2 protein-coding genes and 1 pseudogene are annotated in these 1,444 nt (G+C 47.4%); all 3 read right to left on the minus strand.

Annotation, left to right across the window (positions count from 1 at the left end):
- Positions 1-30: 30 nt before the first annotated feature.
- Positions 31-510, minus strand: a pseudogene (locus tag KW93_RS17095) (IS3 family transposase); the annotation flags it as partial.
- 12 nt (positions 511-522) lie between these two features.
- Complete coding sequence (locus tag KW93_RS17100) at positions 523-894, minus strand: IS3 family transposase (RefSeq protein ID WP_081986948.1); 372 nt, start codon at positions 892-894, stop codon at positions 523-525.
- Positions 858-1,421 (minus strand): helix-turn-helix domain-containing protein, encoded by a 564-nt coding sequence (locus tag KW93_RS06965; protein WP_033542270.1) that lies wholly within the window; start codon positions 1,419-1,421, stop codon positions 858-860. Before KW93_RS06965 ends, KW93_RS17100 begins: the two co-directional genes overlap by 37 nt.
- Positions 1,422-1,444: the final 23 nt, after the last annotated feature.

The raw sequence follows: 1,444 nt of genomic DNA on the forward strand, positions 1-1,444 counted from the left end.
GGTAGTGACCCCTTAAAGTTAGAGTTTCAGTTATGCAGCTAATTGGCTGGCATGTAACCGGTATTGCACCGGGCTCATGCCGGCCAATTTTTGTTTAATGCGTTCGTTATTGTAATAGGTGATATATTGTTCGATCCGCTGTTTTAATTCTTCGAATGTGACCAATGCTTCTCCGTAATACATCTCCTGCTTCAGGAGGCCGAAGAAGTTTTCCATGGCCGCATTATCGGCACAGGTCCCTTTCCGGGACATGCTTTGAAAGATTCGCTTCTTCTTCAAGGCCTTCACCCAGGTGTTGTGCTGATAATGCCAGCCTTGATCGGAATGGATGGTTGTGCGGTAGATCGCCTGCTTCTCGACGATCGGCAGGACCTGATGCAGTGACGCCATCACGAAATCAAGGGTCGGCCGTTTCGCCATGCTTACCCCTATAATCTCACCGTTATAAAGATCCATGACCGGACTCAAATAAAGCTTCTCTTCGCCCGTACATTTGAATTCAGTCACATCGGTAACGAGTTTTTACAATGCGTAGGATGGGTGAAACCTGCGGTTCAACCGGTTTTTTGCGATTGTTCCAACATTCCCCTTGTATGATTTATACCGCGATTTGCGGATGAATTTTCCGCAAAGTAGATTCAATTCGTTCATGATGCGTTGCACTTTCTTATGGTTAATGACATGGCCTAACGCCTGTAACGCCAGGTGGATCCTACGGTACCCGTAACGGCCTTCGTGTTTCTCGAACAGCGCCCGGATCAATGTTTTCCACTCCCGGTCCGGATCTTCCGAATCGAACCGCTGGCGGTGGTAATGGTACGTCGCTTCCGGAAGATCGACGATCTTCAGCACATCCGTTAATCGGAATCCTTCTTCATGGAGTTCGAACGCCAACGCTGCTTGTGCTTTTCGAGGAAGGCATCCGGATTCTCCTGGAAAGCTTTTAACTTTTTTAAATACGCCACTTCCAGGCGGAGAAGCTCATTCTCCCGTTCCAATTGTTCTTCCCGGGACAGGGGCTTTTCGGTCTTGACCGGTTTCTGTTTCGGTTTTTTTGACATGGAGGGCCGTCCTTTCGCTCGTTCTTCCAGGCCTTTTACCCCTTCCGCCAAAAATTCACGATTCCACCTCGCAATGATCGACGGCTCGTTCATCTCAAATTCGATCGCTGTATCTTGGTAAGAGGCACCTGTTTGTTTCATAAAGTGTAATACATCCACCTTGAATTGAACAGAATACACCTGTTTCGTCTGCTTCTTCCGCAAGCCCTCTTGTCCAAATGCCTGATAAGCACGGACCCATCGTCTAATTAAAGACGGACTAGATAATGCGTATTTACGGGCTAACAACTTATAGCCCAGCGTGCCTTCCACGTATTCTTCCACCAACAGCAGTTTGAACTCTTCACTATATTTCGCCATATAAAAACACCCCAAAAGTTAGA

It is taken from the genome of Planococcus sp. CAU13 (genome assembly GCF_000775575.1).
Classification (GTDB): domain Bacteria; phylum Bacillota; class Bacilli; order Bacillales_A; family Planococcaceae; genus Planococcus.